This window comes from Streptomyces sp. NPDC107528, assembly GCF_055639295.1.
In genome coordinates, this window is sequence record NZ_JBVKAV010000016.1 from 134081 (window position 1) to 148496 (window position 14416).

General features: G+C 70.3%; 13 protein-coding genes and 1 riboswitch. All 13 genes read left to right on the forward strand.

Annotated features, from left to right (window positions below; translation table 11 throughout):
• Positions 1-178 precede the first annotated feature (178 nt).
• The 13 genes from ACZ7L5_RS40165 to ACZ7L5_RS40225 all read left to right on the forward strand — a co-directional run bounded on the left by ACZ7L5_RS40165 (position 179) and on the right by ACZ7L5_RS40225 (position 13581).
• Positions 179-946 carry an HNH endonuclease family protein gene (locus ACZ7L5_RS40165; protein ID WP_471523609.1) on the forward strand — a complete coding sequence of 256 codons (768 nt, stop codon included), beginning with the start codon at positions 179-181 and terminating at the stop codon, positions 944-946.
• A 63-nt stretch (positions 947-1009) separates the two neighbouring features.
• Complete coding sequence (locus ACZ7L5_RS40170) at positions 1010-1735, forward strand: GNAT family N-acetyltransferase (RefSeq protein WP_471523466.1); 726 nt, start codon at positions 1010-1012, stop codon at positions 1733-1735.
• A gap of 188 nt (positions 1736-1923) precedes the next feature.
• Positions 1924-2589 carry a hypothetical protein gene (locus tag ACZ7L5_RS40175; protein ID WP_471523468.1) on the forward strand — a complete coding sequence of 222 codons (666 nt, stop codon included), beginning with the start codon at positions 1924-1926 and terminating at the stop codon, positions 2587-2589.
• 38 nt (positions 2590-2627) lie between these two features.
• The gene (locus ACZ7L5_RS40180; RefSeq protein WP_471523611.1) at positions 2628-4121 is read left to right on the forward strand and encodes a protein kinase domain-containing protein; all 1494 of its coding nucleotides are present in this window, start codon (positions 2628-2630) and stop codon (positions 4119-4121) included.
• Between the two features lie 215 nt (positions 4122-4336).
• Positions 4337-4981 carry a SurA N-terminal domain-containing protein gene (locus ACZ7L5_RS40185; RefSeq protein WP_471523470.1) on the forward strand — a complete coding sequence of 215 codons (645 nt, stop codon included), beginning with the start codon at positions 4337-4339 and terminating at the stop codon, positions 4979-4981.
• Positions 4982-5093: 112 nt separating this feature from the next.
• A complete protein-coding gene (locus ACZ7L5_RS40190; protein ID WP_471523472.1) occupies positions 5094-6074 on the forward strand; it encodes a nucleoside triphosphate pyrophosphohydrolase in 981 nt (326 codons plus the stop codon).
• A 69-nt stretch (positions 6075-6143) separates the two neighbouring features.
• Entirely contained in the window at positions 6144-7460 is a 1317-nt protein-coding gene (locus ACZ7L5_RS40195; protein ID WP_471523473.1) for a cytochrome P450 family protein, read from the forward strand.
• 166 nt (positions 7461-7626) lie between these two features.
• Positions 7627-8679, forward strand: coding sequence for a transglycosylase family protein (locus tag ACZ7L5_RS40200; protein ID WP_471523475.1), 1053 nt, complete (start codon positions 7627-7629; stop codon positions 8677-8679).
• Positions 8680-8885: 206 nt separating this feature from the next.
• A riboswitch (cyclic di-AMP (ydaO/yuaA leader) is annotated at positions 8886-9084 on the forward strand.
• A gap of 4 nt (positions 9085-9088) precedes the next feature.
• Entirely contained in the window at positions 9089-9772 is a 684-nt protein-coding gene (locus ACZ7L5_RS40205; RefSeq protein ID WP_363039658.1) for a transglycosylase family protein, read from the forward strand.
• Between the two features lie 317 nt (positions 9773-10089).
• Entirely contained in the window at positions 10090-11379 is a 1290-nt protein-coding gene (gene eno, locus ACZ7L5_RS40210; protein ID WP_471523477.1) for a phosphopyruvate hydratase, read from the forward strand.
• Between the two features lie 125 nt (positions 11380-11504).
• Complete coding sequence (locus ACZ7L5_RS40215; RefSeq protein ID WP_328881165.1) at positions 11505-11981, forward strand: FtsB family cell division protein; 477 nt, start codon at positions 11505-11507, stop codon at positions 11979-11981.
• 56 nt (positions 11982-12037) lie between these two features.
• The gene (locus ACZ7L5_RS40220; protein ID WP_471523480.1) at positions 12038-12631 is read left to right on the forward strand and encodes a DUF501 domain-containing protein; all 594 of its coding nucleotides are present in this window, start codon (positions 12038-12040) and stop codon (positions 12629-12631) included.
• Entirely contained in the window at positions 12628-13581 is a 954-nt protein-coding gene (locus ACZ7L5_RS40225; protein ID WP_471523482.1) for a Ppx/GppA phosphatase family protein, read from the forward strand. The genes ACZ7L5_RS40220 and ACZ7L5_RS40225 overlap by 4 nt, the downstream gene beginning before the upstream one ends.
• The last annotated feature ends 835 nt before the right edge of the window (positions 13582-14416 follow it).

The window sequence follows — 14416 nt, forward strand, 5'->3', positions numbered from 1 at the left end:
GAGGTGACTCTCCACCGACGATACGCCCGGGTTGCGAAGTATGCCCGCCTGGTGCCTAGGTGGTCTGGACCTCTCGAATGCCGCCGTGCGCCGGGTCGCTACCGTGTGCGCGACGGTGTACCTGGGAAAGCCGCCTGTGCGTGGCGGCAACGGGCGGCAGGGGAGGGGACGCATCGTGATGCGTCGAAGGGGCGGGGCGGCGAGCGCCGCGGCGATGCTCGGCATGGTGCTGATGCTGGCGGGGTGCGAGAACGTCGATCTGTCCGTGGACGACGAGCCCTCCGGCTCCACCCCGGCCGCGGGCACCGGCCGGGCAGTGAGCCCACTGGACAACCCGGACGGCACGAAAGCGGGGCTCGCGCCCCTCACCTCGGAAGCCGACCGGGCCGAGGCACGGGCCCTGATCGAGAAGGTCGCGACCAAGGGTCGCGGCCCGAAGACGGGCTATGACCGCGACGAGTTCGGCTACGCCTGGATGGACTCGGCCCCGGGCGGCATCCCGTTCTCCCGCAACGGTTGCGACACCCGCAACGACCTCCTCAAGCGCGACGGCGAGGAGGTCCGCTTCCGGTCCGGCTCCGACTGCGTCGTGGCCTCCATGACCCTGGACGACCCGTACACGGGCCGGACGATCGAGTGGGCCAAGTCCCGCGCCACGACCGTACAGATCGACCACGTCATGCCGCTGTCGTACGACTGGCAGATGGGCGCCGCCCGTTGGCCGAAGGGCAAGCGCCAGGACATCGCCAACGACCCCCTCAACCTCATACCGGTCGACGGCCCGACCAACAGCTCCAAGGGCGACTCCGGCCCCGCGTCCTGGCTGCCCCCGAACAAGCGGATCCGCTGCTCGTACGCGGTGCGTTTCGCTCAGGTCTCGCTGAAGTACGAACTTCCGGTGACGACCGCCGACAAGGAGATGATGCTGAACCAGTGCGGCGGGTGACGCCCTGGTCCGCCCCCGAAAACGGCTTCCCGGCGCGGGCGTCCCACGCCTACGGTGACCGGCATGGAGCTGAAGGTATCGAGCCTCGCAGAACGCCCCGAGATGCTCGATCGGGTCATGGAAATGCCGGACACCTGGCACCAGTTCACGACCCAGGACCCGGTGGGCAACGCCCACTACGGCAGGATCCCGCGTGAACTCCCGCAGTACGCGCTGTTCGCCGAGGACGAGCGCGGCGAGGTCGTCGCCCACGCCTACAGCGTCCCGTTCGCCCTGGCCGCAGAGGGGCGTGGCCTGCTGCCCGCCCGCGGCTGGGACGAGGTGCTCGTGCGTGCCGGCGTCCGCCCCGACACGGTCAGCGCCATCTCCGTCGTCGTCGCCCCGCATGCCCAGGGCGGCGGCCTGTCCGCGCGGATGCTCTCCGCGATGCGCGACAACGCCCGGGCCCACGGCTTCAGCGAGGTCGTCGCCCCGGTCCGTCCCAGCGCCAAGCACCTCGAACCGCACACCCCCATCGAGGAGTACGCCCACCGCGTGCGCCCCGACGGCCTGCCCCACGACCCGTGGCTCCGCGTCCATGCCCGCGCCGGCGCCACCATCGACTCCATCGCCCCGGCCTCCATGACCGTCGCCGGCTCCCTCGAGCAGTGGCGCCGCTGGACCGGGCTGCCCTTCGACGCGGCGGGCGACATCGAGGTGCCGGGCGCGCTGGTGCCGGTGCGCTGCGAGCCGGAGCGGGGGCACGCGGTGTACGTGGAGCCCAACGTGTGGATGCGGCACCCGCTGTGAGCCGGAAGCGGGGCCTCCGCGACCTCCGCCGTCGTACGAAGTGATCAGCTCGGCAACGGTTCGGTACAACCGGTGACCGTATGTCGGTGTCGGCCTATACGCTCGAAGCGACAATCGCACGACCGAGGTTGCCCGGCACTGGGCAGGACCGGTCGACCGTACGCCCACTTCAGGCATCAGGAGCAGCCATGCAAGGCCACGGCTACACGCAGCCGGTGAAGCAGCCGCCGCCCACCGGGTGGCTGGTCTTCCTGCGCCTGCTGTTCGTCGTGGTCTCGGTGCTGAGCTTCGGCCTGCTGACGTGGACGATGATGCTGCGGCTGGCCATCGTGACCCGCAAGCCCCTCGACTGGGGCCTGTTCGCGGCATCGATCGTGGTGGAATTCCTCAGCCTGTACATGATCGGCTCCGAGCCCGGCGACGAGATCCACACCGCGGGCGGCTGGACCGGCCTCCTGCTCCTCCTGGGCGGCCTCGTTGCCGCGATCGCGTACTACCTCTCCGCGGACATACGCCACTTCCACCAGCTCCGCTTCCCGGGCTACACCCAGCGGCCCTCCGTCCCGGCCCAGTCCTACGGCTATCCGCAGGCCGGGTCGCCGTACACCGCCACGACGGTGTCGCAGTCGGCGCCGATACCCGGGACGCCGATACCCCAGGCACCGGGCCCCCAGACCCCGACATCCCAGACCCCGACATCCCAGACCCCGATGCCCCGGACCCCCGTCCCGCCGCCCCCGCAGCGCCCCGCGCCCGCGCGCATCGACCAGGTCCGCGCCGAGCTCGACGAGCTCAGTGACTATCTGCGCAAGCACGACGGCCGCCAGGACGGCAACCACGAGGGCGACAGGTGACCGTGACGACAGGACGTGTCGTCGCCGACCGCTATGAACTGTCCACGCTCATCGGTCAGGGCGGCATGGGACAGGTCTGGACGGCGTACGACCAGCGGCTCGACCGGCGCGTTGCCGTGAAACTGCTGCGCCCCGACAAGGTGGCCGGGCAGGAGGCGGGCGAACTGCGCCGCCGGTTCGAGCGCGAGTGCCGGGTCACCGCGCAGGTCGACCACCCCGGGCTCGTCACCGTCCACGACGCGGGCAGCGAGGGCGAGGAACTGTTCCTCGTCATGCAGTACGTCGACGGCGTCGACCTCGCCGGCCACCTCGCCGAGCACGACCCCTACCCCTGGCAGTGGGCCGTGGCGGTCGCCGCGCAACTGTGCGCCGTACTGAGCGCCGTGCACGCCGTGCCGATCGTCCACCGCGACCTCAAGCCGCGCAACGTGATGGTGAAGCAGGACGGCACCGTCACCGTCCTCGACCTCGGCGTCGCCTCCGTCATGGACGCCGACACCACCCGCCTCACCCACACCGGCACCCCCATCGGCTCGCCCGCCTACATGGCCCCCGAGCAGGCGATGGGCGGCGCGGTCGGCCCGTACACCGACCTGTACGCGCTCGGTGTGGTCCTGCACGAACTCCTCAGCGGCGACGTGCCGTTCTCCGGTTCGACCGCGCTCGGCGTGCTGCACCGGCACCTGTACGAGCCGCCGCTGCCTGTGCGCCGTATCCGTCCCGAGGTCCCCGAGGAACTCGAAGCCCTGGTCCTGCGCCTGCTCACCAAGGACCCGCAGCACCGCCCCGCCTCCGCGCAGGAGGTGTACGAGGACCTGGCGCCGCTCCTGCCCGCGCGCGGGACACCAACAGGCTCGCCCCTCGACCCCACGCGCCCCTTCCTGCGCCCGCACGCACCCTGGCCGGACCGCGCCCGCACCCCCGCGCCCCAGCCCGCCCCGGCCGCACCCGACCCACCCGCCGCCGACAAGCCGGACGTCGCGCGCGCCGTCGACGAGGTCAAGCGCCTCCTCGGCGAGGGCCGCATCACCCAGGCCGTCGACATCCTCGGCTCGATCCTGCCCGCTGCCGCCGAACAGCACGGCGAGCACTCCCCGGTGGTGCGCACCCTGCGCAAGCAGTACGCGGCCACGCTCATGGACGACGGCCAGTACCGGCGCGCGCTGCCCGAACTGCGCCGCCTCGCCGATGAGCGCGCCGCCGAGGCCGGCCAGGCCGACCCGCAGTCCCTGCGCTTCCGCTACGACGCCGCCCAGTGCCTGGAGCAGCTCGGCGAACCGGCGGCCGCGCTCGCGGAATACCGCCGGCTGCTGCCGTACTACGAGAACCAGTACGTCTCCGGCGACCCCCAGCTCGCGCACGACGTCCGCCGCCGCATCGGCCACCTCCTGCTCGCCCTCGGCGACCGCCCCGCCGCCCACGACACCCTGGCCCGCCTGCTGCACGACGTGGAACGCCTGCACGGCCCCGGCCACCCCCTCGCGACGGACGTACGGCGGACGCTGCAGTGGCTGGGGCAGGTGCGCGGCTAGTCCCTGCCCGGCCGCCCCGGCGCCGGTGGGCCGGGCGGGGGTGCTTCGGTGCCCGAAGTCCTGGCGAATCGTTGGTCGAATGGGTTGGCCAGAGCTTGCCCACTGCCTACCATCGATCACCGCAAGACTTTGTGCGCCCGCCCGTCGCCCGACCACCACCCCTGGTGGAGGTGCTGCGCACCGCACCTGTTGTTGCGCTCCCTCAGGAGGTCTCCTTGCACCGCCGCCGTCGTACCGCGCTCCTTCTCTCCGCCGCGATCGTCGCGGCGCCCCTGCTGACCGCCTGCGGAAGCGACGCGCATCCGGGTGCGGCGGCCGTCGTCGGGGGCCAGCGGATCACCGTCGCGCAGCTGGAGAACCGGGTCGGCGAGGTACGCGCCGCACAGCGTGAGGCCGTCCCCGACGACGCCCAGTACGCGCAGGTCATCGCCAAGTCCGGCACCCTCCCGCGGGACGTCCTGCACACGATGGTTCTCGACCAGGTGCTGCACCGGGCCGCCCAGGAGGCGGGCGTGACCGTCACCCGCAAGGAGCTCCAGGAAATGCGCGGCGGCCTGGAGAAGCAGGTCGGCGGCGCCAAGGCGCTGGAGACGGCCTGGCTCCAGCAGTACGGCATCCCGCCGCAGCGCCTCGACGAGAACCTCCGCCTCCAGCTGGAGGCCCAGAAACTCGCCACCTCCCTCGGCACCGACACCGGCAAGCCCGCCTTCTGGAACGCCCTGGCCGAGGCGTCCAAGAAGCTCGACATCGACCTCAACCCGCGCTACGGCACCTGGGACGTCCAGAAGAGCGGCCGGGCGGACGCGAAGACGCCGTGGGTGCGCGAGGTGACGGCGACGGGGACGCAGCAGACGGCGTAGCGGCAGGGCAGCCGCCCCATGTGAACAGGCGAGGGCATCCCCACCCAGCCTGTGGACAACTTGCCTGTGGATAACTCGGGGGCCCGTCGGCGACGTGGGTTACGTTCGGATCGTGAACGCAACCAGTCCCGAAGCCGCCCCCGGCCGCATCGTCCTGCTCACCACCAGCCACCGTGTCGCACCCGGCCTGCTGTCCTGGCCCGCCTGGCAGGCGCTGCACGCGGCCGACCGTGTGCTGTGCGCGGACGGCGCGCACCCCCAGCTGCCGTATCTGCGCGAGGCAGGCATAGCGGTCGACGAGACCGCCCCGGCCGCCGAGCAGCTGATCGCCGCGTGCGCCGGCGGCCGCACGGTCGTGGTCGTGGCGACGGGCGAGGGCGAGCCGGCCCTGACGGACGGCCTGGCACGGCTCGCGGGCTCCGGACGGGTCAGCATGCCGGACCTGGAACTGCTCCCCGCCTCCTACGACCTGCCCGGCGCCCGCCTCCTCGACCTCGTCCAGGTCATGGACCGCATCCGCGTCGAGTGCCCGTGGTCCTCCCAGCAGACCCACAAGGGCCTGGCGAAGTACGGGATCGAGGAGGCCTACGAACTCGTAGAGGCGATCGAGGACGGCGACCGCGACGAACTCCGCGAGGAGCTGGGCGACGTTCTTCTGCAGGTCGTCTTCCACGCCCGTATAGCCGAGGAGGACCTGGAGTCCCCCTTCTCCATCGACGACGTGGCCGGCGGCATCGTCACCAAGCTCATCCACCGCCACCCGCACGTCTTCGGCGACGAGACGGCGACGACCCCCGAGGAGGTCAAGGAGCACTGGCTGCGCACGAAGGCGACGGAGAAGCAGCGCGAGTCGGTGACGGACGGGATCCCGCTCGGACAGCCGGGCCTGGCACTGGCCGCGAAGCTGGCGTCCCGGGTGCGTACGGCGGGCCTGGAGGTACCACTGCCGACGGGGGACGGCCTCGGCTACGAACTCCTCGCGATGGCGGTGCGCGCGGAGGCGGCGGGGGTGGACCCGGAGGCGGCCCTGAGGGTCGCGGCTCGGACCTTCCGGGATGCCGTGCGGGCCGCCGAGGGGGTGTCCCCTCAGTAGGGAGCGAGGCCGGACCGGCAACGGTTGGCGGGGAACAGGGGCCGGACCGGCAACGGATACCGTCAAGGAGTGACCAACCAGCCCACCCCCACCGGCACCACTCCCGGACTCTCCGGACCCTCCGGACCCTCCGAACCGTCCGGACCCCCCGACCTCTTCACCTGGGAGTTCGCGACCGACCCCTACCCCGCCTACGCCTGGCTCCGCGAGCACGCCCCGGTCCATCGGACCCGGCTGCCCAGCGGTGTGGAGGCCTGGCTGGTCACCCGGTACGACGATGCCAAGCAGACCCTCGCGGACAACCGGCTCTCCAAGAACCCCGCCCATCACGACGAGCCCGCGCACGCCAAGGGCAAGACCGGCATCCCCGGTGAGCGCAAGGCCGAGCTCATGACGCATCTGCTCAACATCGACCCGCCGGACCACACCAGGCTGCGCAGGCTGGTCTCCAAGGCGTTCACGCCCCGCAGGGTCGCCGAGTTCGCGCCCCGGGTGCAGGAGCTCACGGACCAGCTGATCGACCAGTTCGCGGCGAAGGGAAGCGCCGACCTCATCCACGAGTTCGCCTTCCCGCTTCCCATCTACGCCATCTGCGACCTGCTCGGCGTCCCCCGCGAGGACCAGGACGACTTCCGGGACTGGGCGGGCATGATGATCCGCCACCAGGGCGGCCCCCGCGGCGGTGTCGCGCGGTCGGTGAAGAAGATGCGCGGCTATCTGGCCGACCTCATCCACCGCAAGCGGGAAGCCCTGCCCGAGGAGCCCACGCCCGGTGAGGACCTCATCTCCGGACTCATCCGGGCCTCCGACCACGGAGAGCACCTCACCGAGAACGAGGCCGCGGCGATGGCCTTTATCCTCCTGTTTGCCGGTTTTGAGACGACCGTGAACCTGATCGGCAACGGCGTCTACGCGCTGCTCACACACCCCGAGCAGCGCGCCCGCCTGCAGTCGTCCCTCGCCGCCGGGGAGACCGGCCTCCTCGAAACCGGCGTGGAGGAACTCCTGCGCTACGACGGCCCCGTGGAGCTCGCCACCTGGCGCTTCGCCACCGAGCCGCTCACCATCGGCGGGCAGGACATCGGGGCCGGTGACCCCGTTCTCGTCGTCCTGGCCGCCGCCGACCGGGACCCGGAGCGGTTCGCCGACCCCGACGTCCTCGACCTCGGCCGCCGGGACAATCAGCACCTCGGCTACGGCCACGGCATCCACTACTGCCTTGGCGCCCCGCTGGCCCGCCTGGAGGGCCAGGCCGCCCTCGCCACACTCCTCACCCGCCTCCCGGATCTCCGACTCGCCGTGGACCCGGGGGAGTTGAGGTGGCGCGGAGGTCTCATCATGCGTGGGCTGCGCACACTTCCGGTGGATTTCACACCAGTTGGGTGAGTGCGTCCACCTCGTCAAACGTGACGCGCGCTCAACTCTGTGATCTTCACGTGATCTACGCGGCATTAACTTGTGACAAGTGATCGAATGCCTATACGTTCACGGATCAACGACGGCGCCAGGTTTAAAGCGCCGCGGTCACTGCTGCCTCGTGAAAGGTCCCCGCATGCTCTCCGGGAACGGTCGTCACCGTCGCCCCCGTCAGGCGCCGGCTCTCCTCGTCGCGGCCGGAGTGACCGGGTCCGCCATCGCCATCCCGCTGCTCGGCGCCGCGAGCGCGAGCGCCGCCGACGGCACCGTGTGGGACAAGGTGGCCGAGTGCGAGAGCGGTGGCTCCTGGAGCACGGACGAGGGCAACGGGCGCTACGGCGGACTGCAGCTGACCCAGGACGACTGGGAGCAGTACGGCGGCCTCGACTTCGCCCCGCGTCCCGACCTGGCGAGCCGTTCCCAGCAGATCGCCGTGGCGCAGGAGATCCTCGCCGACCAGGGAACCAAGCCCTGGGGTACCTGTGCGGTGCTCAACGGGCTCACCCCGAAGAACGGCTTGGTCGACCTCGACACCGGAGTGGACGACGACTCGCCGTCCGATGTGTCCGGGTCCTCCGGCTTGCTTGATTCGTCCGGCTCATCGAGTTCGTCCAATTCGTCCGACTCCTCGGGTTCCTCGAACTCGTCGGACCCGGCCGATGGCTCGTCGGGTTCGTCGAGCGAATCGCCCAGCGCTTCGTCCGAATCGCCCCAGGACTCATCCTCTTCCCCCTCTTCCCCCTCTTCTTCCTCTTCTACGTCTTCGTCCCCTTCGTCGTCCAAGGCGGACAGCTCCGCGAAGGCCGATGCGTCACCCGACGCCAAGGCCTCGAAGTCGCCCGACAGCTCCCCCGTGGAGACCTCGGACGGGGACAATCAGGACAACTGGGTGCAAGATGTGGGCGCCTGGAGCCTCGTCGACACCGGCGCGCTCACCGGCGAGGAGGCCGGCTCCGGTCGGCACCGCGGGCCCAGTGCCGATGAGAGCGAGACCGTGGACCCGGCCCCCGAGTCCTCCGGTCGCCACGCCTCGTACAAGGTCCGCGCCGGCGACACTCTGGCCTCCATCGCCGACTCCCTTGACCTCGACGGCGGGTGGCGGGCGCTGTACGACGCGAACAAGGGCGCCATCGGCGGCAACGCGAACGACATCGTCCCCGGTCAGACCCTGGACGTCCCCGTCGAATAAGGGCCGAACGGGGCGAAAAACAACGAGAGTTCGCGTCACCTTTCGCACCTGAATGTCCGTTTTGAATGCGGTGAGAGATAGATCTCAGAAGCCCTGATCGTCTTTGTAATTCCGGGAATCGGGTGTCTACGGTCGTGATCGCTCGTCACCACGAGCCCCGGCTGCCGCAACGCCGAATCCTGCCAGTGGCCGCACGGGAACAGTCGTCGCGTCAAGCGCCGTAGGCAGGAGCGGGGGACCCAAGGTAAGCGCCGGGTCCGGCAGTTGAGGCCTTTCGGGGCCGCACGCCGGAGTCGGCTTGGGGTGAAGCCGCGCAACGCGAGCCGAAAGGCGGACGAGCGCGGCCGGGCAACTCAACCGGCCCGAACCCGACAGCTCACCTCGCAGGCGTCGGTGAGGGGATCCAACCATGCTGTTTTCCAGCAAGGGCAAGCACCGTCGTCCGTCCAAGGCCGCCCGCGCCATAGCCGTCGTCGGCGTCACCGGCGCCGCCGCCGTCGCCGCCCCGCTGATGGCGGCCGGCAGCGCCTCCGCCGCCACCGCCTCCGAGTGGGACGCCGTCGCCCAGTGCGAGGCCGGCGGTAACTGGTCCATCAACACCGGCAACGGCTACTACGGCGGCCTGCAGTTCTCCGCCTCCACCTGGGCCGCGTACGGCGGCACGGCGTACGCCTCCACCGCCGACCAGGCCACCAAGGCGCAGCAGATCGAGATCGCCGAGAAGGTTCTCGCGGGCCAGGGCAAGGGTGCCTGGCCGCACTGCGGCACCGGCCTGTCGAGCGCCGCGTACAACGGCTCCGGCTCCTCGCAGAGCACCGAGGCCACCCCTCGCGCCACCGAGGAGCAGCCGGCCTCCCGCTCCGCCGACCGTCCGGCGGCCGAGAAGAAGTCGACCAAGACCGTCACCACCCCGACCGGCAAGAAGGTCAAGAAGGGCGACGGCGAGTACAAGGTCGTCAAGGGTGAGACCCTCAGCTCGATCGCCGAGAAGAAGAAGGTCAAGGGCGGCTGGGAGAAGCTGTTCCAGCTGAACAAGGACATCGTCGAGGACGCCGACCTGATCTACCCGGGTCAGCAGCTGCACCTGAAGTAATACGCGGCCACAAGCTGAACCACAGAGCCCTCACATCCGTGGAACTCATCATGAAGACCTCGTGAGGGTCACCCCCGTCCCCCACGGGCTCCCCGCTCCGGTGCGTGTTCCCCCGTACGCACCGGGGCGGGGCTTTTTCTTTCCCTGTTGGTCACCCACCCTTTGTTCCGGTAGGGAACAATGGGTACGGTTCGGTCCTGTCCACGGGACGGTCGGTCGGCTGCCGATGTCCCCGGGGCGGTTAGGCTCTAGTCGCAAGGCTCACAGCCCCGCACCACCAGCGACACAGTGCTTCACATCCCAAGAAGGAGATACTCGTGCCGTCCATCGACGTCGTCGTAGCCCGGGAAATCCTGGACTCCCGAGGCAATCCCACGGTCGAGGTCGAGGTCGGCCTCGACGACGGCAGCACGGGTCGTGCCGCCGTTCCGTCCGGCGCTTCGACGGGCGCCTTCGAGGCCATCGAGCTCCGCGACGGCGACTCGAACCGCTACCTCGGCAAGGGCGTGGAGAAGGCCGTCCTCGCCGTCATCGAGCAGATCGGCCCGGAGCTGGTCGGTTACGACGCCACCGAGCAGCGCCTGATCGACCAGGCGATGTTCGACCTGGACGCCACCGACAACAAGGGCTCCCTCGGCGCCAACGCCATCCTCGGCGTCTCCCTCGCCGTCGCCCACGCCGCCTCCGAGGCCAGCGACCTCCCGCTGTTCCGCTACCTGGGCGGCCCCAACGCGCACCTGCTGCCGGTGCCGATGATGAACATCCTGAACGGCGGCTCGCACGCCGACTCCAACGTGGACATCCAGGAGTTCATGATCGCCCCGATCGGCGCGGAGTCCTTCTCCGAGGCCCTGCGCTGGGGCGCCGAGGTCTACCACACGCTGAAGAAGGTCCTGAAGAGCAAGGGCCTGGCCACCGGCCTCGGCGACGAGGGCGGCTTCGCCCCGAACCTCGGCTCCAACCGCGAGGCCCTCGACCTCATCCTGGAGGCGATCAAGGAGGCCGGCTACACCCCCGGCGAGCAGATCGCCCTCGCGCTCGACGTCGCCGCGTCCGAGTTCTACAAGGACGGCGTCTACACCTTCGAGGGCAAGGACCGCTCGGCCGCCGAGATGACCGAGTACTACGCGGAGCTCGTCGACGCGTACCCGCTCGTCTCCATCGAGGACCCGCTGTTCGAGGACGACTGGGACGGCTGGAAGACCATCACCGACAGGCTCGGTGACAAGGTCCAGCTCGTCGGAGACGACCTGTTCGTCACCAACCCCGAGCGCCTGGCCCGCGGCATCGACGAGGGCGCCGCCAACGCCCTGCTGGTGAAGGTGAACCAGATCGGCTCGCTCACCGAGACCCTGGACGCCGTCGAGCTGGCCCAGCGCAGCGGCTTCAAGTGCATGATGTCCCACCGCTCCGGCGAGACCGAGGACGTCACCATCGCCGACCTGGCCGTCGCCACCAACTGCGGCCAGATCAAGACCGGCGCCCCGGCCCGCTCCGAGCGCGTCGCCAAGTACAACCAGCTGCTGCGCATCGAGGAGATCCTCGACGACGCGGCGGTGTACGCCGGCCGCAGCGCGTTCCCGCGGTTTCGCTCTGCGAACTATTAAGCACAGCAAGGGCTGAGCCGGCTGAGCCCCAACCTGGGGTGAGGCTTAGCCAGTCGTACGTACGTCCCCGTACTCGGTCCCGTACCGTGTGCGGGGACGTACGCATGTGAAACGGGAGGCGGGACATGGCCGTCAAGGATCGGGACCGGTTCTCCACCGCGACCAGGATCCGGTTGCTCGGCGAGCAGACGGCGGCCCGTGTCTACCGCTCCCAGACGAAGCGGCAGGCCCGGCGCTCCAGGCTCACCGGACGCGCCGCGCTGCTCGCGCTGGTCGTCTGCACCATGGTCGTCGCGCTCGCCTACCCGATAAGGCAGTACGTCTCCCAGCGCGCCGAGATCGCGGACATGCAGCGGGAGAAGGAAGACGCCGCACAGCGGGTCGAGCAACTGCGCGACGTCAAGGCACGCTGGCAGGACGACGCCTACGCCGAGCAGCAGATCCGGCTGCGGCTGCATTATGTGATGCCGGGGGAGACCGGCTACATCGTGATCGACCCGGACGCGGCCAAGCAGTCGCGCGCCGAGCTGGGTGCGGCCGACCGCCCCTGGTACGCGAACATCTGGGACGGGGTCGACAAGGCCGACGCGTCCCGGCAGTGAACCGATCGTCCGGACCGGTCGTAAGACCGCCGACGAGAACAGACAGAAAGACAGGCATGGAAACCGCCCCGCCGCCCACCCCGCGCACCGAGCCCACCGACGCGGACGTCGAGGCCTTCAAGCAGCAGCTCGGGCGTCCCCCGCGCGGGCTGCGCGCGATCGCGCACCGGTGCCCCTGCGGGCAGCCGGACGTCGTCGAGACGGCCCCGCGGCTGCCCGATGGCACGCCCTTCCCGACGCTGTACTACCTGACGTGCCCGAAGGCGTCGTCGGCGATCGGCACGCTGGAGGCGAACGGCGTGATGAAGGAGATGACGGCGCGGCTGGAGTCCGACCCCGAGCTGGCCGCGGCGTATCGCTCGGCGCACGAGGACTACATCCGGCGGCGCGACGAGATCGAGGAGCTGACGGGCTTTCCGAGCGCGGGCGGTATGCCGGACCGGGTGAAGTGTCTGCACGTGCTGGTCGCGCACTCGCTGGCCGCGGGGCCCGGTGTCAATCCGCTGGGCGACGAGGCCATCGCGATGCTGCCGCAGTGGTGGAGCAAGGGCGCGTGCGTGACGCTCCCCGAGAAGTCCGGGGCGACCGGGAACTCCGAGGCGTCCGGGGAGTCCGAGGCGCCTGGGGAGTCCGAGGAGGACGGCCGGTGACCCGTGTCGCCGCCATCGACTGCGGTACGAACTCCATCCGGCTCCTCGTCGCCGACGTCGACCTGCGGACCGGGGAACTCGTCGACCTGGACCGCCGTATGACCATCGTGCGGCTCGGCCAGGGTGTCGACCGCACGGGGCGGCTCGCGCCCGAGGCGCTGGAGCGGACCTTCGCCGCCTGCCGTGACTACGCGGCGATCATCAAGGAGCACGGCGCCGAGCGGCTGCGGTTCGTCGCCACGTCGGCCTCCCGGGACGCCGAGAACCGGGACGAGTTCGTCCGCGGGGTCATGGACATCCTCGGCGTCGAGCCCGAGGTCGTCACAGGGGACCAGGAGGCCGAGTTCTCCTTCACGGGCGCGACGAAGGAGCTCGTGGGACGCGAGGACCTGCACCGCCCCTACCTCGTCGTGGACATCGGCGGCGGGTCGACCGAGTTCGTCGTCGGCGAGGAGCACGTCCGCGCGGCGCGCTCCGTGGACGTCGGCTGTGTGCGGATGACCGAGCGCCATCTGGTCCGCGACGGCGTCGTCTCCGACCCGCCCTCCGAGGAGCAGGTCGCCGCGATGCGGGCCGACATCGAGGCGTCCCTCGACCTGGCCGAGGAGACGGTGCCGCTGCGCGAGGCCAGGACGCTGGTGGGGCTTGCCGGTTCGGTCACCACGGTGTCGGCGATCGCGCAGGACCTGCCCGACTACGACTCGGCCCGCATCCACCACTCCCGGATCGGCCACGACCGGGTCCGCGAGATCACCGACTGGCTCCTGCGCTCCACCCACGCCGAGCGCGCGGCCGTACCGTCCATGCACCCGGGGCGAGTTGACGTCATCGCGGCGGGCGCGCTGGTGCTGCTCGCGATCATGGAACGGATCGGCGCCGAGGAGGTCGTCGTCAGCGAGCACGACATCCTCGACGGCATCGCCTTCAAGGTGGCGGAGGCGGCCCGGTAGGGCGGGCGTGGCCACCGAGCCGCGGGGCGCCCGCGGATGGCGCGAAGATGCGCAACGGCCCCGGTACCTCTCCACGAGGTACCGGGGCCGTTGCGTCAAAGCCCGTGCGGGCTGTCCGTCAGTTGCAGAGGAGGACGAGGAGGCCGCTGCACCCTCCGTCGTCGCCATGGCCGCCGTGGGCCGGACTGGACTGTACGGCAGTGGCGTTCATGGCGGCGGGCGCCGCTGTCGCAGTGGATGCGGCAGCCGTACCCAACGCAAGGGCGATACCAAGGGCAGCGCCGACCGAGACTATTCGCTTGGCAGCCCGCAGGGGCGCCTTCTGTGAGGTGATCATGGCTGCACGTTATGTGCCCTTCTGATCATTTTCGCGCGGAGTGTGGCCGACCGGGTGACGGTGCCTCAGATTGCCGCCGCGGGGTAGTCCGGGTCTCGATTTATTACCAGTGGGTAGCTTTCGGTTGAGCAGGTCGGCTAGCGTATGAGCGCCCCCGAGGGGGCTTTCGGGGTCGCCGTCGACCTGCCGCGGGGGCTCGATCGAGAAAGTTCGTGAAGTTCTTCACAAGGAATTCGGCCCTGTCGGACCACGGATCGGTGTCGGTTGACCCTTCCGAGGGGTGAACAGCCCCTTGAACATGTTCAGATGGCCGGTGTAAAGAGGCTCTGGGAGCTGCTCGCCCGAGGGTGTTCCGGTCCGCTCACAGGGGCCCCGGAGGGACAGAGAGGCAGCTCACGCGGCATTGACAACGGGGCGTATCGCATCCCGGTTCCCGATCGTGACCATGACCTGCGTCACGCGGGCCGGGGAGTGTAGCACAGGGGCTGCAAGAGCTTG

What these genes read in the sequence shown, in the direction of transcription:
- ACZ7L5_RS40200 (WP_471523475.1), top strand. Translation starts at nt 7,627, where the DNA reads ATGCTCTCCGGGAACGGTCGTCACCGTCGCCCCCGTCAGGCGCCGGCT.
- ACZ7L5_RS40170 (WP_471523466.1), top strand. Translation starts at nt 1,010, where the DNA reads ATGGAGCTGAAGGTATCGAGCCTCGCAGAACGCCCCGAGATGCTCGAT.
- ACZ7L5_RS40165 (WP_471523609.1), top strand. Translation starts at nt 179, where the DNA reads ATGCGTCGAAGGGGCGGGGCGGCGAGCGCCGCGGCGATGCTCGGCATG.
- ACZ7L5_RS40220 (WP_471523480.1), top strand. Translation starts at nt 12,038, where the DNA reads ATGGAAACCGCCCCGCCGCCCACCCCGCGCACCGAGCCCACCGACGCG.
- ACZ7L5_RS40175 (WP_471523468.1), top strand. Translation starts at nt 1,924, where the DNA reads ATGCAAGGCCACGGCTACACGCAGCCGGTGAAGCAGCCGCCGCCCACC.
- ACZ7L5_RS40215 (WP_328881165.1), top strand. Translation starts at nt 11,505, where the DNA reads ATGGCCGTCAAGGATCGGGACCGGTTCTCCACCGCGACCAGGATCCGG.
- ACZ7L5_RS40205 (WP_363039658.1), top strand. Translation starts at nt 9,089, where the DNA reads ATGCTGTTTTCCAGCAAGGGCAAGCACCGTCGTCCGTCCAAGGCCGCC.